The organism is Chlamydia sp. 12-01, assembly GCF_042234205.1.
GTDB lineage: Bacteria > Chlamydiota > Chlamydiia > Chlamydiales > Chlamydiaceae > Chlamydia.
Map to the genome: position 1 here is coordinate 88,207 of NZ_CP114174.1, position 23,035 is coordinate 111,241.

Genomic DNA, 23,035 nt, shown 5'->3' on the forward strand with positions numbered 1-23,035 from the left:
ATCTGCCGGTTAAAAATCAAAGATCTGTGACTGCCACCTTATGAAAACTTCCCAGCTTTTTTACAAAACTTCTAAAAATGCAAATAAAGAGGCCGCTGTTTTATCCTACGAGCTTCTAGAGAAAGCTGGATATATTTTCAAAACAGCAAAAGGAATCTATACCTATACCCCATTATTTTGGCGTGTAGCTCTTAAAATGATGGATATTATTCGCGAAGAGTTGAATACGATTGGAGGTCAAGAGCTTGTACTCCCTATTCTTCATCCTGCGGAACTTTGGCAAAAAACAGGACGCTGGGAAGCATTTCGTTCCGAAGGTCTTCTTTATACCCTAACAGATAGAGAAGGTAAAGAACTCTGTCTTGCTCCTACTCACGAAGAAGTTGTTTCCATGTTTGTATCTCAATGGCTATCAGGAAGAAAACAGCTACCTATCCATCTGTATCAAATTGCAACAAAATTCCGAGATGAAATCCGACCAAGATTTGGATTGATGCGTGCTAGAGAATTCCTAATGGAGGACAGCTATACCTTCTCAGATTCTCCAGAACAGATGAACGAGCAATATGCTAAGCTTAGACAAGCCTATCAAAATATTTTCGATAGATTAGAAATTAAATATGTTATCGTAGAGGCTGATGGAGGAAAGATCGGCAAGGGGAAATCTGAAGAATTTCATGTTCTTTGTTCTCTAGGAGAAGATACTATCTGTGTGAGTGGTGCCTATGGTGCGAATATTGAAGCTGCGGTTTCACAACCTCAACAATATGCATATGATAAAGAACATCTCCCTATAGAAGAAGTAGTCACACCCGATGTACGAACAATAGAAAATCTCCAAGATTTTTTCTCGCTTCCCTCCCATAGAATTATTAAAACTCTTGTGGTTAAACTCTCCTACGGAGAAAAAAATAAGTTTGCAGCTATAGGTATTCGAGGAGATCGTCAGATCAATCTGACTAAAATACGCTCTAAACTCAATGCAGATGAGTGTATCCTTGCTTCAGACGAGGAAATACAAAAAAATCTAGGTACAGAAAAAGGCTTTATAGGTCCTCTAAACTGTCCTATCGAATTCTATGCCGATGAAACTACACGCTGTATGACAAACTTCGTCTGTGCAGGAAATACAAAAGATAAACACTATAAAAATGTAAATTGGGATAGGGATATTTCCCGACCTGAATATGCAGATTTTCTCCTTGCTGAAGCTGGAGATCTTTGCCCAGCAAACGGCAACGCTCCCTATGAAATCTTTGAAGGTGTAGAAGTTGCACATATTTTCAACCTAGGCGTACGCTATACAGAATGTTTTGAAGTAGGATTCCAAAATGAACAGGGTGAACAACAAACCTGTTGGATGGGAACCTATGGTATTGGTATCGGCAGAACTCTTGCTGCTTGTATAGAACAACTCGCCGACGATCGCGGTATCGTCTGGCCCAAAGCTATCGCCCCTTTTGATATCACTATTCTCTACAATGGTGGTGATTCTGTATCTCAAGAAGCTGCGGAAAAAATCTATGGGGATCTACAAAACCGCGGCTACGCTCCTTTACTAGACGATCGTAATGAAAGACTCGGATTTAAATTAAAAGATAGCGATCTTATTGGAATTCCTTATAAACTTATCCTCGGAAAAACTTTCCAAAGTTCTGGAATCCTTGAAATAGAATCTCGATCTAGAGAAAAATTTTCTATAGAACCAAAAGATTTTTTCAATTGGTGCGAGAATCACTTTCCAAAACCTCGCAGTTTTTCTCCCCTTTCTTAGAGATAGATTAGCATTCTTTGGAAGAGAGTGCTAAATAACCTTGACCTGGGGGGATCATTTTCCTATAATAATCACCAGCGAACAGATTACTTATATTGGAAAACTGACATGTCCAGATCGTGGATCTCAAAACGAGAGTCTAAGATTCTTTACATACTCTTAACAACGACAGAACTGTATTTAAAAACAGGTCAACCAGTCGGATCGAAAACTCTGAAGGAATATGAATGTTCCAATCTGAGTACGGCAACTATTCGCAATTATTTTTCAGAGTTAGAAGCAGAAGGATTTCTAAAGAAAAATCATATCTCCGGGGGAAGAATCCCCACGGATTTAGCTTTTCGTTACTACGTAGATCACTGTGCGGATTGTTCTGAAGACGAACTACCCGAATCTATAATGAACCTATTAAATCAGTTACCTGAAGAGAGTCAAAATATCGTTAAAGATTTACAGAAAGCGTCAGAAATCCTAGGCGAAGCTCTACAATTGCCTACATGTTTCTCTTCACCGCGATTTGAAAATGACTCTGTAACCAATATCCAACTTTCTCTTGTAGATGAACAACGTGCCGTCGTTATTCTATCTACAGAATTTGGTCAGGTATTTACAGATACCCTATGGCTATCAGAAATCTCAAATCCATCTTCGTTAAAACGTATCGAAACATTCCTGCAAAGTTATGTTCGTAAACAACCTCCAACAGAAATTCTCTCACAAAAAGAAGAGGATTTAGGGATGACCTTATATAATGAAGTCGTAGTACGTTATCTCACCCGTTACTGCAACTTCAGTGAAGAAGATTTATATCAAACAGGATTATCCAGACTCCTAAGATATGAATCTTTCAAAGATCCCGATATGTTAGCTTTAGGGTTATCATTTTTTGAGAATCGACGCCATATGTGCAAACTTTTAGATATTGGTATGCACAGAGACCGCCCCACAGCATTTATAGGAAATGAACTCTCCGATATTTTTGGAACCCCAAATCCACAGTGTGCTGTTATTACGACTCCTTACTATATGAATCGCACTCCGTTAGGAGCCTTTGGCGTATTAGGTCCTATAAATCTTCCTTATAAAGAGATTTATAGAACACTCACAATATTTGCAGAAAAAATCAAAGCAAGCCTAACTCAAAGTTTTTATAAGTTTAAATTATCCTTCAGAAGACCTTGTCCTTCCGATCCTAAACTCTCCAAAGAACCCACATTACTGGCAAGATACTCTTCTATAAAACTATTACCCCCTAAGGAGACGTCATGACAGATTCCTCTAATGAACATGAGGCGGAAAATCCTTCAGTTCCTACCTCTGATAATGAGATGCAGGATCTCCAACAAGAAATAGCCACATTAAAAGCAGAGTTAAAAGAAAAAAACGATAAATACTTAATGGTCCTTGCGGAATCAGAAAACGCTCGCAAGCGTATGCAAAAAGAACGTCAAGAGATGATGCAATATGCAGTAGAAAATGCTCTTATAGACTTTTTAGTTCCTATAGAAAGCATGGAAAAAGCTTTAGGATTTGCATCACAGATGTCAGACGAAGTGAAAAATTGGGCGTTAGGATTTAACATGATCCTACAACAATTTAAACAAGTTTTCGAAGAGAAAGGTATCGTTGAATACTCCTCAGTAGGACAAAAATTTAATCCATTTTTACACGAAGCAGTGGAAACAGAAGAAACTACAAAAGTCCCCGAAGGTACTATCGTGGAAGAATTTGCTAAAGGCTATAAAATCGGAGATCGCCCCATACGCGTTGCGAAAGTCAAAGTAGCAAAAGCACCCACACCTCAAGAAAAAGAAGAAGTAGAAAAATAAAATGAACCCCCTAGAGATTAGGTAAGAATCATGAGCGAACAAAAAAAATCTGGTAAAATTATAGGGATAGACTTAGGAACAACCAACTCCTGCGTATCTGTAATGGAAGGTGGGCAAGCTAAAGTCATTACCTCTTCGGAAGGAACACGCACAACACCTTCTATCGTAGCATTCAAAGGGAACGAAACTTTAGTAGGAATTCCTGCAAAAAGACAGGCTGTCACAAATCCTGAAAAAACATTAGCCTCTACAAAACGTTTCATTGGAAGAAAACATTCTGAAGTGGAGTCTGAAATTAAAACAGTCCCATATAAGGTAGCTTCAGGATCTAATGGTGATGTCGTCTTCCTAGTAGATGGAAAACAATACACACCTGAAGAAATTGGCGCTCAAGTTCTTATAAAGATGAAAGAGACTGCTGAAGCGTATCTTGGAGAACCCGTTACAGAAGCTGTAATTACTGTTCCAGCCTATTTCAACGATTCTCAAAGAGCTTCTACAAAAGATGCTGGACGTATCGCAGGCTTAGATGTCAAACGTATTATTCCTGAACCAACAGCTGCAGCTCTTGCCTATGGAATTGATAAAGCTGGTGATAAGAAAATCGCTGTTTTTGACCTTGGAGGAGGAACTTTCGATATCTCCATCTTAGAGATTGGTGATGGCGTATTTGAAGTGCTTTCCACAAATGGGGATACTCATTTAGGAGGAGATGACTTTGATGAAGTTATTATTAAATGGATGATCGAAGAATTCCAAAAACAAGAAGGCATTGATCTTAGCAAAGATAATATGGCTCTTCAAAGACTTAAAGATGCTGCTGAAAAAGCAAAAATCGAACTTTCAGGAATGTCTTCCACAGAGATTAATCAGCCATTTATCACTATGGATGCTAGTGGGCCTAAACACTTAACCCTAACATTAACACGTGCACATTTTGAAAAGTTAGCTTCTAGTTTAATTGAACGTACAAAAGCTCCATGTCAAAAAGCTTTAGCAGATGCGAAACTCTCTGCAAGCGATATTGATGACGTATTGCTCGTTGGGGGCATGTCAAGAATGCCTGCGGTTCAAGAAGTTGTAAAATCTCTCTTCGGTAAAGAACCAAATAAAGGCGTAAACCCTGATGAAGTTGTTGCTATTGGAGCGGCTATTCAAGGGGGTGTTCTTGGTGGTGAAGTAAAAGATGTTCTACTTCTCGACGTGATTCCTCTTTCCTTAGGTATTGAAACTCTCGGAGGTGTGATGACTCCCCTCGTAGAGAGAAATACTACTATCCCTACACAGAAAAAACAAATTTTCTCAACAGCTGCAGATAACCAACCCGCAGTAACTATTGTTGTCTTACAAGGGGAACGCCCTATGGCAAAAGACAATAAAGAAATCGGAAGATTTGACCTTACAGATATCCCTCCAGCACCTCGAGGACATCCTCAAATCGAAGTTGCTTTTGATATCGATGCTAACGGGATTCTTCATGTATCTGCAAAAGATGCTGCTAGCGGTCGTGAGCAAAAAATCCGTATCGAAGCAAGCTCTGGATTAAAAGAAGATGAAATCCAAAGAATGATCAATGATGCCGAGAAAAATAAAGAGGAAGATAAAAAACGCCGCGAAGCTTCCGACGTAAGAAATGAAGCTGATAGTATGATCTTCAGAGCTGAAAAAGCCATCAGTGATTATAAAGAAAATATCCCTGAATCTTTAGTCAAAGAAATTGAAGAGCGTATAGAAAAAGTTCGTAAAGCTCTTAAAGAAGATGCTCCTGTTGAGACAATCAAAGAAGCTTCCGAAGAACTCAGCCGTCATATGCAAAAGATTGGAGAAGCTATGCAATCACAATCCGCATCTGCTGCTGCATCTTCAGCTGCTAACGCTCAAGGCGGTCCTAATATCAATACAGAAGATTTGAAAAAACATAGCTTCAGTACAAAACCACCTTCAGGAAATTCTGCTTCTTCAAGCTCAAATAACGACAACATTGAGGATGCGGATGTTGAAATCGTAGATAAACCTAACGATTAATATCCTAAAAATCTTATCTTCTATTCCCTATTTCTCTACAGAGAGATAGGGAATTTTCTTTTTAACCCTATCCATAAAAATATCTTTGCATTAAAAACATCCAACAAAGGCTAGGTAAACCCATGAAAATTATAATTCCAGACATGGAGCAGAGTTGGTGAAAAAAATAAGAAAAAGAAGACCCAAAGGCTTTAGAAGAAGCTCCAAGCAAATCTTAATTTCCGGTGTCCTATTTGTTCATGCTAAGAAAGGTTTTGGATTCGTTACTCCTGACCATCCCGAAGAATACCCCTTTGATATTTTTATTCCCGCAAGAGATCTAAAAGGTGCTCTAGATGGAGACCATGTAGTTGTCTCTCTTTTTCCAAATTCTAAAGAAGGAGAAAAAAGAAAAGGAGTAATTCACCAAGTCGTATCTAGAGGAAAGACAGTTCTTGTAGGAACTATAACTTCAGTGATTGATGCAACAACCGCTCTTGTATGTGTTAATGCCTTGGGACCAGATATCCCTGTAAAAGCGATTCTTCTTCCTAAACGTTCTTATAAACTTGGGGATCGTTTATTACTCAGCACTCCTGCATGGAAGGAAAAACCTGAATCTAAAGAACCTCCTCCATTGGAAATGCTCGAATTTATCGGCAATATCTCCAATGCTAAGTCAGACTTCCCCTGTATAAAAGCTGAATTCGCTATTGAAGAAGACTTCCCAGAAGCTGTTATTGAAGAAACTAGCCATTTTTCACAAAAGCATATTAGTCAAGCTCTACGATCACGAAAAGACCTTCGCGATCTCCTATGCTTTACTATCGATTCGATAACTGCAAAGGATTTCGACGATGCCGTATCGTTAACTTATGATAATAATGATAATTATATCCTTGGCGTCCATATCGCAGACGTCTCTCATTACGTAACACCACATTCCGCTCTAGATCAAGAAGCAAGTAAAAGATGTAATTCTATCTACTTTCCTGGGAAAGTGATACCTATGTTACCTTCAGCACTTTCTGATAATCTTTGCAGCTTAAAACCCAATGTGGATAGGCTTGCTGTGTCCGTATTTATGACTTTTACCAAGGAAGGACATTTATCTGATTACGAAGTATTCCGTAGCGTGATTCGGAGTAAATACCGTATGACCTACGATGAAGTAGATGAGATTGTAGAAAACAAACAACCCCACCCTATATCAAAAACTCTCCTTGCTATGGCAGAGTTAAGCGAGAAATTCGCAAATATTCGAGAAAAACGTGGTTGCATCCGACTCGTTCTTCCCTCATTTACTATGTCACTAGATAACCTGCAAGAACCCGTAGCGCTTATAGAAACACGACAAACTCTATCACATAAACTCATTGAAGAGTTTATGCTTAAAGCTAATGAAGTGATTGCCTATCATATTTCCCATCAAGGAGTTACACTACCATTTAGAATTCATGAATCTCCAAATGATGACAGCCTGCTCTCCTTCCAAGAAATGGCAAAAGCTATGGGTTTTGATATTATCATGACCCCAGCTCAAGAACCTGATTACCAATACTTACTACAAGAAAGCTCTGCAGGACACCCTCTAGAATCTATCCTACATTCACAGTTTGTCCGCAGTATGAAAACAGCCTCATATTCAACAGAAAATAAGGGGCATTACGGATTAAAACTCGACTTCTATACACATTTTACAAGTCCAATCCGTCGCTATATCGATCTTGTTGTTCATAGACTTCTATTTCATCCCATGTCGATAGAAGAAACTCGCCTAGAACATATCGTAAGAGCATGCTCAACACAAGAGCGCATAGCAGCAAAAGCCGAATTTGCTTTCGAGAATCTTAAAAAGACTCGCTTCTTAGATAAGTTCTTAAAGGAACAACCCGAAACAATTTATAAAGGCTTTATCATCACAACCAATCCTGAAGGAATTTCCTTTACTGTTCCAGAGTTTTGCCAAGAAGGTTGTATTCCAGCAGCGCAATTGCCCAAAGAATACTCCTTGAAAAAGAAAACCTCTCCCGATGATCTTCCAAGTAAAATGCGCCCCGGAGCAACAATAGAAATAAAACTTGCAGAAGTAAATCTCCTCAATCAGGCAATTACCTGGTCCTTGGTAACAAAAACACCAAAAACAAGTGGTAAAAAACAATCTACTCCTGAAAAAAAACCTAGAACTAGAAGAAAAAGGAAAACAGAATAATGCTTCCTGAAAGTTTTTTCCTAGACGATGATGTTCTTCATTTAGCAAAAGAGTTACTGGGACATATTCTCATCACCAAACTCTCAGGAAAAATAACTTCAGGATTTATCGTAGAAACAGAAGCATATCGTGGACCAGATGATAAAGCCTGTCATGCCTACAACTATAGAAAAACAAAAAGAAATAGTCCTATGTATAGCCGTGGGGGTATTGCTTATATCTATCGCTGCTATGGTATGCACTCTCTATTCAATGTAGTGACCGGACATCAAGATCTTCCCCATGCAGTATTGATTCGTGCTATTCTTCCTCACGAGGGAGAAGAGACTATGATTCAAAGACGCCAATGGGAAAATAAACCCAAACATCTGCTTGCCAATGGACCAGGCAAAGTCTGCCAAGCTCTCAATCTTACCCTTAAACATAATACCCACTCTCTTACCTCACAAAATATCCATATAAGCAAAGAGAAAGTCTCAGGAACAATTACACAAACACCTCGCATAGGTATTGACTATGCCGAAGAATACCGCGATCTTCCCTGGAGGTTTTTATTAAATATAAAAAATTAAAGAAATTTTTAGAAAAAAAAGCATGGAAAATTGCTAAAAAAAATTAAAAATAAGGAATATAAATATTCTAGTTACTGACATTATGAAAAAATCTAACAAAATATTATGGAGTCATATCATAAACTCTGCTCTTATGTTAGATTCGATTAAAACTAGAAATTCTCTAACACAACAATAGCGATTTATGAAAAAACACTTTATTACAGGCCTGGTTATCCTTCTTCCCTTAGCAATCACTCTTGCTATTGTCGGAATGATAATGAATTTCCTTACTCAGCCGTTTGTTGGCCTGGTTTCAGGATTTTTCGAACGTATCAGCTTCTATTCTAAACACAAAGCTCTGCTAAAATTTGTCTTACAAATTATCCTCCTGTTCGGATTATTCTTCGCTACAGTCCTTCTAGGATTTCTTGCGCGTTTAATGATCTTCAAATCTTTGCTATCTATTTATGATAAAATTCTTCACAAAATCCCTATCATAAAAACTGTTTATAAAGCTGCTCAACAAGTCATGACAACAATCTTCGGATCCCAATCCGGGTCATTCAAACAAGTTGTCATGGTTCCCTTCCCCAACGCACAAACACGTTGTATCGGTCTCGTTGCCGGAGATGCACCAAATATCTGTTCTGATGATCCCGAAGATCCCATGATTACAGTATTTATCCCTACAACACCAAACCCTACTTCAGGTTTCCTCACCCTTTTTAAAAAATCTGATATTACTTTCTTAGATATGAAAATTGAGGACGCTTTCAAATATATTATCTCTTGTGGCGTACTTACCTCGGGATCAAATACCTCATGTTCCCCAATTGCTGAAGCTTTAGGACAAAATCCTCAATGATAAATGGGTCACCCTATTGAAAAAAAACGTTCCTTCGATTATCCTTTTCCTTAATTATAAGTCTCCGATCTTTCTCTCGATCACTTTGGAGAATTAAAAAGTTAAATATCGAGTTATCTTATGACACGCATGAGTAAACAAGCTCGTCGAAGAGCAATGAGTCCAAAAAAGCGTAAACCTGTTTATGCAATTACTCATCCAAAACCTGCTCCAAGAATCGCTTATAAAGCACACAAAAATGCTGTAAGCAGTGAAAGTGTTTTTATTCCACAAATTAGTTAGTTACTAGAGTACCAGTTATGTCACGACATCGTAGTTACGGTAAATCCATTAAAGGGGAAACCAAAAGAAACGTACTTAAGCGTTTTGAACGAATAGACGTTTTGCGTAAACTAGGCCGTTGGAATGATGCTACAGCAAAAAAAGCTACAGGCCTTCCTAAAACTCCTGTAATGAAATAAAAAATCTACGCTGATTTATCTTGAAAGAAGTTCCTATAGAAGTTTGTATTTCCAACAAGCAAAGTGATGTTCCCATTCGGATACAATCAGCGAAAAAATTAGTCCTTTGTTGCCTACAACATTGGAAAATTCAGACGGATCAAGTATATATTTATTTCTTGGAAGACGAAGCCTTGGCACAACTTCATGATGAAATATTCTCTGATCCTTCATTAACAGATACCATTACCCTACCTATAGATTCTCCGGAAATTCCTTCTCAACCTCATATTCTTGGTGAAGCCTTCATTAGCCCGAAAGCAGCTATACGATTTTTAAAAGATCGTGCTGAAGATTCCGATCTTCTATATGAAGAGATTTCTCGTTATGTTGTCCATTCTCTTCTGCACATGCTTGGATATGATGACCAAACTCCTGAAGAAAGAAAAAAAATGAGAGTTAAAGAAAATCAAGCGCTATGTATGTTAAGAGAAAAACACGCACTTTTATCAGATTAAAATGCTTGATTTCCTATTAGCAATTTCTATCCTCGTCCTCCTGTTTGCCACGGCGCTTACACAAAAACCTATCAAAGCACAAGATGAGGATAACAAACAGCGCCAATTACATTGTCAGTCAAATACTCCGATTCTTTTAGCCTCCGTATTACTCAGCTTATACGGAATTTTAGGAGTCGACATCTGTTCTCAATACACATTTAAAACCAGAAGTTTATCCCTTGCCTTCTGGGCAACGTATATACTAGCAGCTCCCCTAGCCTATGGTTTCCTTCCTTATTATATAAAACTTCATAAGGGGATCACTTCAGCACTCTGCTGTGTTTCTTCTCTATTCCAAGCGTTTTTCCTTCCCTTTCAACGCTTCATCAATAACAATGCAGATGATCCTAAAATCCATAGCTCAGAAATGGAGAATCAACTGTCAGAAGCTGTATCGTCATTTGATAAGTTGATCGTTCGGGAAATTATGATTCCTAAAGTAGACATCTTTGCTATTCAAGAAGACACACCTATTCGTAATGCATTTCCAGCTATCGTAGAAGAAGGCTATAGCCGAATTCCCCTATATAAGAAAAATATCGATAATATTACTGGAGTACTCTTAGTAAAAGATCTATTAGCGATGTACCCCAAATCTGTAGATTCTTCTCAACCCGTCTCTTCAGTAGCTAAACCCCCGTTATATGCTCCGGAAATCAAAAAAGTTTACTCCCTATTGCAAGAGTTTCGTCAGAAACATCGCCACCTAGCAATTATAGTAAATGAATATGGCGTTACCGAAGGGATCGTCAGTATGGAAGATATTATCGAAGAAATCTTTGGGGAAATTTCTGATGAATATGATGTTCAAGAAGATATCCCCTATAAAAAAGTTGGGAACTCTTGGATTGTAGATGGACGTATGAATATTTCCGACGCTGAGGAATACTTTAATCTAAAAATCCACCATGAAAATAGTTATGATACCTTAGGAGGACACGTATTTCATAAAGTCGGCGCTGTCCCACAAAAAGGTATGAAAATTCATCACGAAAATTTCGATATAGAAATTATTACTTGCTCAGAACGTAGTGTAGGCAAACTCAAAATTACCCCAAGGAAAAAAAAGATATCTCCTACGTAACCTCCTACAATATACAGAGAAACAAAAGAATAGAAAAATCTCTTTGCAAAAAACCTAAAGATTTACGAGAGTTAGGTCTTGAGAAATCACCATAGGTTTGGGAGCATCATCGATAATGAATAACATCCAAAAAGAAGAGCACGGAACCACTGCTGTCTTACATCTCCAAGGAAAACTTGATGGGATCTCTTCTCCGGAAGTACAAGAAACTATCTCACAATCCCTATCTTCAGGAATCAAAAATATCATCCTTGACTGCGCGAATTTAGACTATATGTCTAGTGCTGGCATTCGTGTACTTTTACAAAGCTACCACCAAGTAGGAAAACACTCCGGAAAGATTGTTCTTACCTGTGTTCCTAAAACAATAGAACAAACTCTATACGTTACCGGATTCCTCTCATATTTTAAAATGTTCAATAGCGTACAAGAAGCATTACAAGCATTAAGCAAAGACGAAGATTGAGAAAAACCTTTTTCTCATATATGATAATGCCTTCAGTTGATTCCAACCCGCTATGTTACTATGCGCAGATCTGTTTGTTATGTTAATCCTTCAGTAGCTAGAGCTGGGCAAATATCCACATGGAAATTTCTTTACTCCCTAGTTGACTATCTTCCTGAAGGAACGAAACTTAAATTTGACTTGGGATGTCAAGGAAGACCTGTAGATTGGGAAACCCCCTCCGTCGATCTAAAACAACCTCGTAATACTATCTATTTAGAAACACCTAGAGGGGACGTTCTTACTGCTGTAACCATCCCAATCCCTAACAGTCCTGTTTCTCAGTATGAATTCACCCTCCCCTACGAATTAGAAGCTGGTGAAACTCTCACAATTATTCTTGGACCTTCTCCAGAACATCCACAAACAGATGAAGCAGGAAACGGCGCTCAGTTATTCACTCAACGTAGAAAACCTTTTTATCTTTATGTAGATGCTGAAGGTAAGGGAAATTATGATGAGCCGGATATCTTTACTATGGACATTCGAGGTAATGTTCTTAAAAATATTCAGATCTTTACACCCTCCTATGTCGTAAAGAATAAACGTTTCGACATTACTGTACGATTTGAAGATGAGTTCAATAACCTTACAAATTTCTCTCCAGAGGACACACGTATTGAGCTTTCTTACGAACATCTAAGAGAAAACCTCAATTGGCAATTATTTATTCCTGAAACTGGGTTCGTTATTTTACCTAATCTCTACTTCAACGAGCCCGGAATCTATAGAATTCAATTAAAAAATCTTCTGACAAACGAAATTTTCATCTCTGCACCTATAAAATGTTTCTCCGACGCAGCTCCAAATCTTATGTGGGGTCTATTACACGGAGAATCAGAACGCGTAGATTCCGAAGAAAATATAGAGGCGTGTTTACGACACTTTAGGGATGATTGTGCATTAAACTTTTATTCCTCGTCATCTTTCGATAATCAGGAAGGTTTAACTCCTGATCTTTGGAAAATGATCAGCCAGACTATAGGAGATTTTAATGAAGAAGACCGTTTTATCTCTTTATCCGGTGTACAATATTTTGGAGAACCTGGAGAAGAAGGTCTTCGCCAAATTCTCTATGTAAAAGAAAATAAATCTTGTTCGAAACATAAAGACTGTAAGATTGCTTCTTTATCAAAACTCTATAAAAGTACTTCGGCTCACGAAATTATCTCAATACCATGTTTCACTGCATCGAAACATTATGGATTTAACTTTAACAACTTCCATCCGGAATTTGAACGTGTTGTAGAAATTTATAACTCCTGGGGATGCTCAGAAAGAACAGAAAAAGAGGGAAATATTTTCCCCATCAAAGGATCAGATTCTGAAGTTGAATCGGGAACATTAATAGAAGCATTAAAACGTAACTTACGTTTTGGTTTTGTTGCTGGAGGTCTTGACGATCGTGGTATCTATAGTAAATTCTTCGATACTAACCAACAACAATACACTCCAGGACTCACAGCCGTTGTATGTAACAAATACAATCGAGAATCTCTTGTAGAAGCTTTATATCAACGTCATTGCTATGCAACTACAGGACCAAGAATCATCGTTAGCTTTAACATTACCTCAGCTCCCATGGGTTCTGAGTTATCAACAACCACAAAACCCGGCCTTGCTGTAAATCGTCACATCTCAGGATATGTTGCAGGAACAGCTCAACTAAAAACTGTTGAGATTATCCGTAACGGGCAAGTTATAAAAACATTCCATCCCGATAGCAACAATTTAGATTATGAATACGATGATATGGAACCTCTATCTAAAGTAACTCTTAAGGATCCTAAAGGAAAGATTCCTTTTGTGTTCTACTATCTTAGAGTAACTCAAGTAGACCAATCTATGGCATGGAGTTCCCCTATTTGGGTAGATCTTCATTAATACTACCGATTAAAGGCTGATCTTTTATGATGACTCTTTTTCTTCTTATTTGCTGCGCCACAGCACTACTGGGAATAGGCATAGTCATTTTACTCATAGGCTCTTATCTCCTAGGTAGACCTCTATCTAAAGGATGTGGAAAGTCGGACTGTTGCCATAAAAAAGCATGCGATAAACAACCTCGATCTGATTCTACAACTAAGGCTCCACCCTATGACGACGACACGCATCCCCCGCATTCTGCCTAAAAATTCTTGGATGAAACATTTATTCGATAGTTATACAGAAGGAGCACGTCTTTCTAAAGAAGATGCCCTACGTTTGCTCCTTCTGGAAGATGAAGATGACCAGCGTGCCTTATGGGCATTTGCAAATATGGTACGCCAGAAATACGTTGGAGATGTTGTTTACTACTCTTCAACGTTTTATTTATACCCCACAAATTTCTGTGAATTCAACTGCACCTTCTGTGCTTTTTATGCAAAACCAGGAGATCCCAAGGGATGGTTTTATACACCAAACCAATTAATAGAAAAAATCCGTGCTTTAGATGTTCCCATTACAGAAACACATATCGTTTCCGGATGCTTCCCAGATTGCAATTTAGACTATTATACCGAGCTATTTAGTAAGATTAAGGGAAACTTCCCTCATATCCATATTAAAGCACTAACAGGTATTGAATATGCCTACCTTGCCAATCTACACAATATTCCTGTCATAGAAGTATTGAAAATCCTGAAAAATGCTGGATTGGATTCTATTCCTGGAGGAGGGTTTGATATCCTTGTTGATGAAATACGGCAGATCCTAGCTCCGGGACGTTTATCTTCCCAAGATTTCTTAGACATTCATAAAGCAGCACATAATCTTGGAATACCTAGTAACAGCACTATGTTGTGTTACCATAGAGAACGTCCTGAAGATATCGTCACACATATGGATAAATTACGAAATCTTCAAGATGATACCTTAGGGTTTAAGAACTTTGTATTGTTGAAGTTTGCAACAGAAAACAACCCTCTAGGGAAAAGATTACGCAAATTAGGCAGTTCCCATAATATCGTTCCAGCATCTATCATTGCTGTTGCAAGACTATTTCTAGATAATTTTAGAAATATAAAAGCCTTGTGGAATTACTTAGGAATCGAGCAGGCTCTACATTTGCTATCTTGTGGAGCTAATGATTTCTCATCCACACATATCGGAGAAAAGGTTTTTCAGATGGCTTCTTCGAATCAAAATATAAAAATGGATATTGAGGGAATGGCAAGCCTCATTAAAAAACAAGGACGCATACCATGTCTGACAAACTCGAGAGACGTATAACTTTAGGTTGTGTAAGCTATATCAACGCTTTTCCTTTTTCTCTAGAGCTTGCAAAATGTAAGGATATTCTTCTTCATACAGCACCTCCAGCAGATCTACTCGGGAAACTCCTTGATGGTAGTTTACAATTTGCTCTTACCTCTGCAGTAGGGTTGTTAACCCACCCCCTAGGGAAACTTCCAGGATTTGGCATAGCTGCCCATAAGAAAATCCTTAGTGTAAATCTCTATGCTGCATCGACGTTTTTCACCTCAGAAAAACTCCGCATTGCAGCAACAAAAGAAAGTCGCTCTTCAGTAATGTTACTGAATGTTCTCTGTCGTCATTTGTGGAATATTCCCATCCCAGAAATTATCCAACTCTCTTCTGATGAGGTCGTCGAGAAAGCTGACGAGTATGATGGCTTACTGTTAATTGGCGATAAAGCTCTACATCATCCTTATGTCCCAGGATTTGCAACCTATGATCTTGCTCAAGGATGGTACGAGCTTACCCAATTACCCTTTGTCTTTGCTGTTGTTCTTACTAATAACCCTCAAGGAAGTGATATTGTACAAGCAGCATTAGAAAGCTCATTAAGCTATTTTGAATCTCATCCCGAAGCAGCTATAGCAAAAGCTATAGAACGCACTCAGCTGCCAGAAGCTCGTGTTAAGGAGTATTACTCTTTATGTCGTTATCGTCTAAGAGAAGAAGACTATGCAGGCTTAGAAAGATTCCGAGAATACTATGCAACCATCTACCAACAAGCCTAATCTCCAGGAGATGTTTGATTCTCTAGCTCCTAAATATGATCGGATAAATTCTATCTTATCTTTAGGGATGCATCATCTATGGAATCGTAAGTTTTCAAAAATGTTAGGAAAGTCAGAATGTATTTTAGATCTTTGCTCAGGAACAGGAAAGGTCGCCTATAGATATATTCGTGATTATCCAGGATCAAAAGCAATATTAGTAGATTTCTCTTCAAATATGCTCTCAAGAGCAAAACAACGCTACCCTAATGCTCCTTTCACCTTCATAGAAGGAGATATTATCCAACTACCCATTGATCAAGAATCGCAACCATTAGCAGCAATGGCTTATGGATTACGGAATCTTCCCGATCCTAAAAATGCTCTTAATGAAATCTATCGTATTTTAAAACAGGACGGATCCTTAGGGATCTTAGAACTCACCTCACCTTCTAATAACCATCCCATGTATCTAGCACACCGGTTATATCTAAAATCTTTAGTTCCTTGGCTAGGAAGGTGGTATTCTAAAAATAAACAAGCTTACCAATATCTAGCTGAAAGTATTAGAAATCTTCCTAGCGATCATTACCTAGAACAAATCTTCAAAGATACAAAATTTCAAATAAGCAAAAAAAGAAAGTTTGCCTTCGGAGCAGCTACTATTTGGATATTACAAAAGATCTGAAATCTATGAAGATTTCTTACGACCGCGCTTAGCAGGAGCCTTACTTTTAGGTGCAGGCTTCTCATCATCACTATCGTCATCATCTCCAAAGAAATCTCCTGTAGATAGCGAATCATAACCTAATTTCGCAGAAAGCTCTTTCAGCGATGCAAATCTTTCTGAAAGATTTGCAAGGTTTAATTGATCTTCAACACGGCCTGATCCACGAAGATGTGCAAGAAATTCTTCTTCAGTATCAAATTTCTCAGAAAATGTGATCGAGGATGCCGAAGTAATCTCTGGCAGGAATAGAAAACGTCGAGCAACTGCGGGTACTTTAGTATAAATATCACTAGAGATCGTTGTCTCAGATTCTACTTTTGCCGATTGCTTCGGAGGACGTCCTCGTTTAGGACGAGGGTTTAACGCTTCATTAGAATAATAAACTTTAGCTTTGTTCACTAGAAGCTGACGCGCTTGTGATAACTCTTTTGATACTTTAGTATCAAAAAGATGGATCTTAAATTGTTCTAAAATATGCTTTGTAAAGTCTAAATCTTCCTCGAAGACAAAATGAAACTTATTGTTACGTAACCATTCAATAATACGTATTCGAGAACGTTCTACATAAAACTGCTGCCACTTCTCTAATTCAGATTCATGATCGTAGATAAATTCTAGAAACTGCTCACGAGCATTTTTAGACTGTAAGATCTCAAGAAATTTTTCTTTAGTATCAATATCGTAAATTTTTTCATTGATAAACGTTTCCATGATTTTCTTAACTTCATAGAACGTCAATTTAGGAATTAGACAGTAGCGTTCCGCATTTACCTCTAATTCTTCATAGATCTTATCTAAGTCTTCTTGATCTTTATCTAAATCAATATAGAGGATAAATCCCTCAACACGGTCTAAATAAAAATCTCTCTCGTCATCAGACTTAGAGAAAGCGTCCATAAGACGCAGGGCACGTAGTAAAAGAGGATTTTGTGGTACAGGATACATAGTCATAAATCAAGATTATAAAAGAATCGGAGTTAGAGGGCAAGAGATCTATCCTTGAAGGAATAAATTCACAATACAGAATTCCGGATAGATATTCCTTCCTTCAGCTGTTTTTGAACCTCTTTCTATTCGGATTCAATATAAAAATTTGAAAACTTTAGTGAAGGATTTCTTTATTTACAGGCCCCTCAAGATATACTCGATCATTATCTAAAAAGATTTTGATTAAAATATTACTCCATGTCTGAATATGTATTCGAGTATTTGACAATCCGTAACGTTTAGCTGCAACCAAAGCCGCTGCTGTAGCTCCAGTACCACAAGCTAAAGACTCTCTTTCTAATCCACGTTCATAAGTACGTATCTGAAATTCCTTGGAACTTATAGCCTCAATAAAGTTCACATTAGCTCCATGAGGTGAAAAATCCTCATGATAACGTAAAAACTTGCCCCATAGATCCACAGGGACAGAAGTTACGTCTCTGACAAAAACAACAATATGAGGAACTCCCGTATCAATACTGAAGACTTCTTGAGAAAGCTCTGAAATAGTATGCGAGAGGTTATGACAACGGTATTTCCAATCTGGAAGAGTCATGTCCACAACGACATGATCCCAAGAATGAAACCTCCCAGAATATATCCCTGAGTCGGTTTCTACAGAAATTCCCTCTTTATTTAATACCGAAGATAAGTGAGCTATAACACAACGGAGGCCATTCCCACACATATTCGGTCGAGAACCATCATCATTGAAAATAACGAGTTTAGCATCAGCAATAGATGAAGGAAGGACAAGTAGAAATCCATCTACTTGATATTGCTTACATAGATTAGGAATCGTCGTAATATCGGGACAAGTTTCACTAAGAATAAAGCGATTCCCTGCCCCAGAATATAAGTAAAGATTACAAATCATTGAACGAGAAAAGGATACCATCTAACAAACCAAAATCCCTGGCCTCATCTGCTGTCATCCACATATCTCGATCAATCGCTTTCTCAATGACTTCTCGAGGTTGTCCCGTAGCTTCTAAGTAAACATCAACAATACGTTTCTTTGTTTTTAAGATTTCACGAGCATGAATATCTAAATCCGTAGCTTGTCCTGTAATAGGACCTCCTATAGATGGCTGATGAATCATAATACGAGAATGAGGAGTTGCAAAACGACGACCCGGAGCGGCACACAAACTCAGTACTGATCCCATAGAAGCTGCTAATCCTGTAACTACAGTAGTTACTGGAGATGTCATCATTTTTATTTGATCCCAAACTGCAAATCCTGCGTCTACAGATCCTCCAGGACTATTAATCACAAAGACTATAGGCTGGCCAGGATTGGTAAGTTCTAAATACCAAAGTTTCTTAATAGCATCTGCTGCGCTCTTATCTGTTACAGGCTCAGAAAAGAATACCCGACGGGCATCTAGAATTTTTCTATCTATAACATCTCGTAACTTATTCACTACTTCCCCATCAGGCATAGAACAACATATCTCCTAACTAAACTAAAGTTTCCAGATCGATTTCAGGATAAAGCGGGAACCGCGATAATAAGTCAGCGACTCGTGCTCTTGCTTCGTGAGCAATGTTTTCTGGAAGCTCTCCTTCACTTTTACTAAAACTATCATCAGCATTACGTCTCAAAGTAATATTTCGCAATACTTTCACAATAATATTCGCAACTTCTTCCATTTCATCGCTGCCCATACCGAGAGATGTTAAAGCAGGTGTTCCTAAACGTATCCCTGAAGTATCCCATTTACCTACAGCATCAGATGGTATAGTATTGCGGTTCACGGCAATACCTACAGAGCTTAAGACATCCTCAGCTACGCGTCCCGAAATACCTAGAGAAGTCAGATCAATAATCAACATATGATTATCTGTACCACCTGTAAGTAAACGTAATCCCTGCTTTTGGAAATGTTCTGCTAAAGTTCTAGCATTGTCCACAACCTGATGAGCATACTTTTTAAAATCCACGGTGAGGGCTTCTTTTAATGCTACAGCCTTCGCAGCAATAACGTGAGGTAAGGGACCACCCATCATTAAAGGACAAGCTCTATTAATTACTCCATCGTATTCTTTAGAGGCTAAAACCAAACCTCCACGAGGTCCTCGTAGTGTTTTATGAGTTGTCGTGGTTACAATATCAGCAAAAGGAATAGGATTTTCCTCTTCAACAAAAACGCCGCCAGCAACAAGACCTGCAAAATGCGCCATATCCACCCATAAAACAGCTCCGCAATCATCAGCGATTTGTTTTAGGGTAGAAAAATTTAATCTCCGAGAATAAGAAGAATATCCAGCAATCAACACCGTAGGCTTATGTGTTCGTACCAAACGTGCGATCTCGGCATAATCAAAACGTTCTGTTTTTTTATTAACTTCGTAAGGCAAGCAACGCATCAATTTTGACATGACGTTCAAACGTACAGTTCCATGCGTTAAATGTCCTCCTGAGTTCAATGAAGGACCTAGGCATACGTGAGAACCTATCTCAGCCTTTAACTCAGCATACTCCTTATCTGTAAGATCATTAATCGTTTTGTATCCCAAACGTTTAACAGCAGGACCCTGGATTTTTTGAGTAATAATTGCCATTATTGCCAATAAATTTGCATCTGCCCCTGAATGTGGCTGTACAAATGCACTTTCTGCACCAAAGAGTTCTTTAGCAGTTTCAACACATTCCCACTCAATAGCATCAACATTCTCACAACAAGAATAAAATCGCTTAAACGGACTTCCTTCACAATACTTATCCGTAAGCAAATTACCCATAGCGAGTTGAACTGAAATAGAGGCATAATTTTCAGAAGCGATCATCTTTAAACGCGAGCGTTGGCTCTTTAGTTCATCAATGATGCTCTTTCCTATAGAAGGAAAGGAATGTAAAAGATGATCTAATGCAGCTAAGTATGCGGTAGAAGCTAGATCCTGACCTTTCTTCCCCGAAGCATTTTCTAAAAATTTATGCAACAATGATGCCATTGCCGAACCTCTATTAACAACTATCTACAAATGAAAAAACTATAATATAAAGCGAAGCTCTCCATACTTAACCCAAGAAAGCCTAAAAACTACTGTCATTTTCTCTTGGAAAAAAAGCTAAGATCTAGAAAAAGACATCCTAGCTTTCGCATCGAAAAATGTCAATCGGCTCATCATGAAACATAAATACTATTAAAAGTAAGTATCTTAATGACGTATTCACTATATTTTTATGAAGATTATTATAAAGATTGAAACTGTTTTCTAGATGCGAAACAATCCCCCAGTATTTAAACTATGCTCATGAGATTCATTTCTAGAAAAAGACGATTTGATGACTATATATCTAGGACTAAATCAACAAACGGCAAAAAAATATTGTGCTCGCTTCTCCCCAATCTTAGAGATCGTCCCCTTTGCAGGAAGTTCTCCTCAATTACGCTATGCTGTTCGCTATCTAGAGAAAACTTCTCATATTCTACTCACTAGTCCGTCTTCAACATCACTATTTATTTCTAGAATGCGTAAAAAAATCTCCAGAAAGGCTTTAGAAACTAAATATTATCTATGTTTAGGAAAAGTCACAGCACATCGTCTTATGAGTCTTCTTCCAAAGGCACGTTACTCTCTGGCTGCTGTTGAAACTGGAGAAGGTGTTCTCCCAATGATCTCCCTACTACCCCAAGATGTACGTATTCTTTACCCACATTCAGCCTTGTCTCGATCTGTTATTAAAAATTTTTTAAAACAAGAAAATAGATATTTTTTTGCCTACCCCCACTATAGTGTTCGAGAACGTCAGCTAAGTACACGAGTATTTGATCAGTGTAGTCGAGTGATTTTAACCAGCCCTTCCGGAGTCAGAGCTTACGCGAAACTTTTCCCCTCACTCCCGAAAAGAATACATTCTTGCCAAGGCCCGATCACACTTAAGGAGTTTCAAAAAATTTATAATCATCCTGGAGAACTTATTCAATAAAAGAGCTTTGTGGAAAGCTGATGACAAAAACTGTTCCCGGGGGTAAAATTGTTCCGCTTCTAAGCTTTTATTTTACAGTATTCTGTATGTCAATCTCACCAACATCAGTACAAAATTCGAAATGTCAAGAACCCCTGAACCTATTCTCTAAAGGAAGCGAGGCTAGGAATAAACTTATTCATTTCATTGCGCACTGTGTAGTTCAGGTAGTAGTTTTAACAGTACTCACTGCAGGAATCATTGCCTTAGGTTCTTGTATGCATCCTATGTTCTTCATATTTTTGCTTGCTGTTATCCCTGTATATCTCTCTCTTAGACACTTAGCTACTGACAAACTCCGAGAAGTGTATATTACATTTAGTGTCTATCCCACTGAAGATAATATTCACAATATTGTTTATTTTTAATATAAAGAAATAGTAAAGAATAAATTCCTAGTAAAAACTATTTAGTTTTCATAAAATTAATTAAAAAAACTAAATATTATTATATTTTTTATGGTTAATATTAACCCGAGTGATTCCCTTAATAGAATCAAGAATAAAGCTACTCCAGATTTAACTCCTGCACTCTCACAAAGAGAGATTTCCGTCCAAAAACACGATAGAATATTGAAAGTCGCCTGTTTATCCGTTCTCGGTGCATTAGCTGTAGGAACTGCGGCAGCAGGTATTGCTCTAGCTGTTGTAATAACACCTGCGTTTGCTGCACTAGCCATAGCCTCCGTGCTACTAGCCGGGGTCATTATACTGGTCAATAAACAGCTAACACCTAAAATTGATGGTGACTGGGTTCAATTACTGAACCAAGACTTTAGAGAATTTCCTGCCAAGTCTGCAGATGCAAACTTTATCACCATGCCAGGAACTCTCCTATCCTTTTATCAAAATAAGAAAAATCCTGGAATTAAACTAGGAATTCAAGAAGACACGGCCACAGGTTTCTCTATAAAGTTCTCTGCTCTGCCTAGATCAAATACCCCGAAAATGGTAACAAGCCAAGACGGCATAACATTTAATGCCCTACTCCCTGGCCCTCAGACACTTATCTCAGCAAATTCAAATCAAGGATATGCCCTATTTCACGAAATGGTCAAACTTAACCATACTTCTGAGTGGTCTGCATCACAATACAAAGGCGCAACATCCATTAAACTACCTTTTTCCCCCACGGAAGTGCGTTCTACAAAATTAAACCTAAAAGATAAAAAGTCTATTGCAATTTCTGAGAAAGAAAGATATCCAGAATTTTTAGGGCATATTCGTGGACCTAGACTCGAAGAGTTTTCAGGAAGCGATCAAGAGGTAATGAGCGGTTACTATAACCGCGCACTTTTTTCCTACGAGAACTGTTTAAACGAAGCCATTGCTAAAGGCTGCTCTATCGTTTCCCTTCCTCTATTTTCCTCCGTCTGTGAACTACCTAAAAAAGATAGTGTGCCTAAAAAAAATCAGAACTACGAATGGTTATTAAACTGTAATGATCTATGTAAAAAAGCTTTGATTGAAGCTATTAATAACATAGCCCTCGCCAACCCCAATTCTTTAAAGCTACTTGTTCTTTTACAAGATCCTTTCGCATCTCTTCCTTAATTATTCTATATTCAA

General features: G+C 38.1%; 24 protein-coding genes. 20 read left to right on the forward strand and 4 right to left on the reverse strand.

The features are described from left to right. Positions 1-40 precede the first annotated feature (40 nt). The 17 genes from O1W69_RS00240 to ubiE all read left to right on the forward strand — a co-directional run bounded on the left by O1W69_RS00240 (position 41) and on the right by ubiE (position 16,462). A complete protein-coding gene (locus O1W69_RS00240; protein WP_375793555.1) occupies positions 41-1,774 on the forward strand; it encodes a proline--tRNA ligase in 1,734 nt (577 codons plus the stop codon). Between the two features lie 108 nt (positions 1,775-1,882). Continuing rightward, complete coding sequence (gene hrcA, locus O1W69_RS00245) at positions 1,883-3,043, forward strand: heat-inducible transcriptional repressor HrcA (protein WP_375793556.1); 1,161 nt, start codon at positions 1,883-1,885, stop codon at positions 3,041-3,043. After that, positions 3,040-3,603 carry a nucleotide exchange factor GrpE gene (locus tag O1W69_RS00250; protein ID WP_375793557.1) on the forward strand — a complete coding sequence of 188 codons (564 nt, stop codon included), beginning with the start codon at positions 3,040-3,042 and terminating at the stop codon, positions 3,601-3,603. Before hrcA ends, O1W69_RS00250 begins: the two co-directional genes overlap by 4 nt. 30 nt (positions 3,604-3,633) lie before the next feature. After that, positions 3,634-5,628 (forward strand): molecular chaperone DnaK, encoded by a 1,995-nt coding sequence (gene dnaK / locus O1W69_RS00255; protein ID WP_375793558.1) that lies wholly within the window; start codon positions 3,634-3,636, stop codon positions 5,626-5,628. A gap of 166 nt (positions 5,629-5,794) precedes the next feature. Next, positions 5,795-7,819, forward strand: a complete 2,025-nt coding sequence (locus tag O1W69_RS00260) for a ribonuclease R family protein (RefSeq protein ID WP_375794012.1) — start codon at positions 5,795-5,797, stop codon at positions 7,817-7,819. Beyond that, entirely contained in the window at positions 7,819-8,391 is a 573-nt protein-coding gene (locus O1W69_RS00265) for a DNA-3-methyladenine glycosylase (RefSeq protein ID WP_375793559.1), read from the forward strand. Before O1W69_RS00260 ends, O1W69_RS00265 begins: the two co-directional genes overlap by 1 nt. A gap of 184 nt (positions 8,392-8,575) precedes the next feature. Then, on the forward strand, positions 8,576-9,238 hold the full coding sequence (locus O1W69_RS00270; protein ID WP_375793560.1) for a DUF502 domain-containing protein: 663 nt from the start codon (positions 8,576-8,578) through the stop codon (positions 9,236-9,238). 120 nt (positions 9,239-9,358) lie between these two features. Further along, on the forward strand, positions 9,359-9,520 hold the full coding sequence (locus O1W69_RS00275) for a hypothetical protein (RefSeq protein ID WP_375793561.1): 162 nt from the start codon (positions 9,359-9,361) through the stop codon (positions 9,518-9,520). A gap of 17 nt (positions 9,521-9,537) precedes the next feature. Continuing rightward, the gene (locus O1W69_RS00280; protein WP_117273925.1) at positions 9,538-9,699 is read left to right on the forward strand and encodes a small basic protein; all 162 of its coding nucleotides are present in this window, start codon (positions 9,538-9,540) and stop codon (positions 9,697-9,699) included. 20 nt (positions 9,700-9,719) lie between these two features. After that, complete coding sequence (gene ybeY, locus O1W69_RS00285) at positions 9,720-10,196, forward strand: rRNA maturation RNase YbeY (protein WP_375793562.1); 477 nt, start codon at positions 9,720-9,722, stop codon at positions 10,194-10,196. Position 10,197: 1 nt separating this feature from the next. Then, positions 10,198-11,322, forward strand: coding sequence for a transporter associated domain-containing protein (locus O1W69_RS00290; RefSeq protein WP_375793563.1), 1,125 nt, complete (start codon positions 10,198-10,200; stop codon positions 11,320-11,322). Positions 11,323-11,437: 115 nt separating this feature from the next. Continuing rightward, complete coding sequence (locus tag O1W69_RS00295) at positions 11,438-11,788, forward strand: anti-sigma factor antagonist (RefSeq protein ID WP_375793564.1); 351 nt, start codon at positions 11,438-11,440, stop codon at positions 11,786-11,788. Between the two features lie 60 nt (positions 11,789-11,848). Continuing rightward, positions 11,849-13,711 carry a DUF3604 domain-containing protein gene (locus O1W69_RS00300; RefSeq protein ID WP_375793565.1) on the forward strand — a complete coding sequence of 621 codons (1,863 nt, stop codon included), beginning with the start codon at positions 11,849-11,851 and terminating at the stop codon, positions 13,709-13,711. Positions 13,712-13,737: 26 nt separating this feature from the next. Beyond that, positions 13,738-13,959, forward strand: coding sequence for a hypothetical protein (locus O1W69_RS00305; RefSeq protein ID WP_375793566.1), 222 nt, complete (start codon positions 13,738-13,740; stop codon positions 13,957-13,959). After that, the gene (locus O1W69_RS00310; protein ID WP_375793567.1) at positions 13,925-15,040 is read left to right on the forward strand and encodes a CofH family radical SAM protein; all 1,116 of its coding nucleotides are present in this window, start codon (positions 13,925-13,927) and stop codon (positions 15,038-15,040) included. Before O1W69_RS00305 ends, O1W69_RS00310 begins: the two co-directional genes overlap by 35 nt. After that, a complete protein-coding gene (locus tag O1W69_RS00315; RefSeq protein ID WP_375793568.1) occupies positions 15,013-15,795 on the forward strand; it encodes a menaquinone biosynthesis protein in 783 nt (260 codons plus the stop codon). The genes O1W69_RS00310 and O1W69_RS00315 overlap by 28 nt, the downstream gene beginning before the upstream one ends. Then, positions 15,770-16,462 carry a bifunctional demethylmenaquinone methyltransferase/2-methoxy-6-polyprenyl-1,4-benzoquinol methylase UbiE gene (gene ubiE, locus O1W69_RS00320; RefSeq protein WP_375793569.1) on the forward strand — a complete coding sequence of 231 codons (693 nt, stop codon included), beginning with the start codon at positions 15,770-15,772 and terminating at the stop codon, positions 16,460-16,462. Before O1W69_RS00315 ends, ubiE begins: the two co-directional genes overlap by 26 nt. Before the next feature lie 3 nt (positions 16,463-16,465). On the opposite strand, the gene O1W69_RS00325 is transcribed toward ubiE, so the two are convergent. The 4 genes from O1W69_RS00325 to O1W69_RS00340 all read right to left on the reverse strand — a co-directional run bounded on the left by O1W69_RS00325 (position 16,466) and on the right by O1W69_RS00340 (position 20,449). Next, on the reverse strand, positions 16,466-17,455 hold the full coding sequence (locus O1W69_RS00325; protein WP_375793570.1) for a UPF0158 family protein: 990 nt from the start codon (positions 17,453-17,455) through the stop codon (positions 16,466-16,468). 151 nt (positions 17,456-17,606) lie between these two features. Further along, entirely contained in the window at positions 17,607-18,389 is a 783-nt protein-coding gene (dapF, locus tag O1W69_RS00330) for a bifunctional diaminopimelate epimerase/glutamate racemase (protein WP_375793571.1), read from the reverse strand. Next, a complete protein-coding gene (locus O1W69_RS00335; protein ID WP_375793572.1) occupies positions 18,358-18,936 on the reverse strand; it encodes an ATP-dependent Clp protease proteolytic subunit in 579 nt (192 codons plus the stop codon). The genes dapF and O1W69_RS00335 overlap by 32 nt, the downstream gene beginning before the upstream one ends. Before the next feature lie 19 nt (positions 18,937-18,955). Then, complete coding sequence (locus O1W69_RS00340; protein WP_375793573.1) at positions 18,956-20,449, reverse strand: glycine hydroxymethyltransferase; 1,494 nt, start codon at positions 20,447-20,449, stop codon at positions 18,956-18,958. Between the two features lie 334 nt (positions 20,450-20,783). On the opposite strand from O1W69_RS00340, the gene O1W69_RS00345 reads away from it, so the two are divergent. The 3 genes from O1W69_RS00345 to O1W69_RS00355 all read left to right on the forward strand — a co-directional run bounded on the left by O1W69_RS00345 (position 20,784) and on the right by O1W69_RS00355 (position 23,020). Continuing rightward, positions 20,784-21,428 (forward strand): uroporphyrinogen-III synthase, encoded by a 645-nt coding sequence (locus tag O1W69_RS00345; protein ID WP_375793574.1) that lies wholly within the window; start codon positions 20,784-20,786, stop codon positions 21,426-21,428. An 86-nt stretch (positions 21,429-21,514) separates the two neighbouring features. Then, on the forward strand, positions 21,515-21,835 hold the full coding sequence (locus tag O1W69_RS00350) for a hypothetical protein (protein WP_375793575.1): 321 nt from the start codon (positions 21,515-21,517) through the stop codon (positions 21,833-21,835). A 90-nt stretch (positions 21,836-21,925) separates the two neighbouring features. Then, complete coding sequence (locus O1W69_RS00355) at positions 21,926-23,020, forward strand: hypothetical protein (RefSeq protein WP_375793576.1); 1,095 nt, start codon at positions 21,926-21,928, stop codon at positions 23,018-23,020. Positions 23,021-23,035: the final 15 nt, after the last annotated feature.

Coding starts and splice junctions, on each gene's coding strand:
- O1W69_RS00240 (WP_375793555.1), top strand. CDS start 41: ATGAAAACTTCCCAGCTTTTTTACAAAACTTCTAAAAATGCAAATAAA.
- hrcA (WP_375793556.1), top strand. CDS start 1,883: ATGTCCAGATCGTGGATCTCAAAACGAGAGTCTAAGATTCTTTACATA.
- O1W69_RS00250 (WP_375793557.1), top strand. CDS start 3,040: ATGACAGATTCCTCTAATGAACATGAGGCGGAAAATCCTTCAGTTCCT.
- dnaK (WP_375793558.1), top strand. CDS start 3,634: ATGAGCGAACAAAAAAAATCTGGTAAAATTATAGGGATAGACTTAGGA.
- O1W69_RS00265 (WP_375793559.1), top strand. CDS start 7,819: ATGCTTCCTGAAAGTTTTTTCCTAGACGATGATGTTCTTCATTTAGCA.
- O1W69_RS00270 (WP_375793560.1), top strand. CDS start 8,576: ATGAAAAAACACTTTATTACAGGCCTGGTTATCCTTCTTCCCTTAGCA.
- O1W69_RS00275 (WP_375793561.1), top strand. CDS start 9,359: ATGACACGCATGAGTAAACAAGCTCGTCGAAGAGCAATGAGTCCAAAA.
- O1W69_RS00280 (WP_117273925.1), top strand. CDS start 9,538: ATGTCACGACATCGTAGTTACGGTAAATCCATTAAAGGGGAAACCAAA.
- O1W69_RS00290 (WP_375793563.1), top strand. CDS start 10,198: ATGCTTGATTTCCTATTAGCAATTTCTATCCTCGTCCTCCTGTTTGCC.
- O1W69_RS00295 (WP_375793564.1), top strand. CDS start 11,438: ATGAATAACATCCAAAAAGAAGAGCACGGAACCACTGCTGTCTTACAT.
- O1W69_RS00300 (WP_375793565.1), top strand. CDS start 11,849: ATGCGCAGATCTGTTTGTTATGTTAATCCTTCAGTAGCTAGAGCTGGG.
- O1W69_RS00305 (WP_375793566.1), top strand. CDS start 13,738: ATGATGACTCTTTTTCTTCTTATTTGCTGCGCCACAGCACTACTGGGA.
- O1W69_RS00310 (WP_375793567.1), top strand. CDS start 13,925: ATGACGACGACACGCATCCCCCGCATTCTGCCTAAAAATTCTTGGATG.
- O1W69_RS00315 (WP_375793568.1), top strand. CDS start 15,013: ATGTCTGACAAACTCGAGAGACGTATAACTTTAGGTTGTGTAAGCTAT.
- ubiE (WP_375793569.1), top strand. CDS start 15,770: ATGCAACCATCTACCAACAAGCCTAATCTCCAGGAGATGTTTGATTCT.
- O1W69_RS00325 (WP_375793570.1), bottom strand. CDS start 17,455: ATGACTATGTATCCTGTACCACAAAATCCTCTTTTACTACGTGCCCTG.
- dapF (WP_375793571.1), bottom strand. CDS start 18,389: ATGGTATCCTTTTCTCGTTCAATGATTTGTAATCTTTACTTATATTCT.
- O1W69_RS00335 (WP_375793572.1), bottom strand. CDS start 18,936: ATGCCTGATGGGGAAGTAGTGAATAAGTTACGAGATGTTATAGATAGA.
- O1W69_RS00340 (WP_375793573.1), bottom strand. CDS start 20,449: ATGGCATCATTGTTGCATAAATTTTTAGAAAATGCTTCGGGGAAGAAA.
- O1W69_RS00345 (WP_375793574.1), top strand. CDS start 20,784: ATGACTATATATCTAGGACTAAATCAACAAACGGCAAAAAAATATTGT.
- O1W69_RS00350 (WP_375793575.1), top strand. CDS start 21,515: ATGTCAATCTCACCAACATCAGTACAAAATTCGAAATGTCAAGAACCC.
- O1W69_RS00355 (WP_375793576.1), top strand. CDS start 21,926: ATGGTTAATATTAACCCGAGTGATTCCCTTAATAGAATCAAGAATAAA.